This is a genomic window from Lysobacter zhanggongensis (assembly GCF_046638635.1).
GTDB classification, from domain to species: Bacteria; Pseudomonadota; Gammaproteobacteria; order Xanthomonadales; family Xanthomonadaceae; genus Novilysobacter; species Novilysobacter luteus.
In genome coordinates this window covers 1-484 of record NZ_JBJXHK010000191.1, presented here as the reverse complement: position 1 = coordinate 484, position 484 = coordinate 1, and the positions used below count along the sequence as shown (strand labels likewise).

1 protein-coding gene is annotated in these 484 nt (G+C 73.6%); it reads left to right on the top strand.

Going from position 1 to position 484, the window contains the following annotated elements:
* Positions 1-484: DbpA RNA binding domain-containing protein (locus ACKVMH_RS13630; protein WP_412700683.1), on the top strand; the 484-nt coding region annotated here is incomplete at both ends.

Here is a 484-nt window from a genome sequence, read left to right as displayed (position 1 = left end):
GAGCGCGATGCTCCACGTGATGCACGCCCGTCCGCCCCGCCGCGCAGCTTCGACGAGCGCAACGCGCCGTCGCGCCATGCCGAGCGCCAGTACACGCCACCGACGCCCCGCAATGCCGGCGAGTCGATGTTCGAGGACGACCGGCCCGCGTCGGCGCCGCCCCAGCGCGCCGCGCGCGGTACGGACGACGTCGGGATGGAGACCTTCCGGATCGAAGTCGGCCATCGCCACGGCGTGCAGCCGGGCAACATCGTCGGCGCCATCGCCAACGAGGCCGACCTCGAAAGCCGCTACATCGGCCGCATCGACATCCGCGACGAGTACAGCCTGGTCGACCTGCCCGAAGGCATGCCGCGCGAGCTGATGGAGCACCTCAAGCGGGTGTACGTGGCCGGGCAGGCGCTCAAGATCCAGCGTGCCGGCGCGGGCGACACGGAGGGCGGTCGCGCCCCCCGCCCGGCGGGACGACCCGGCGGTCCCCGTC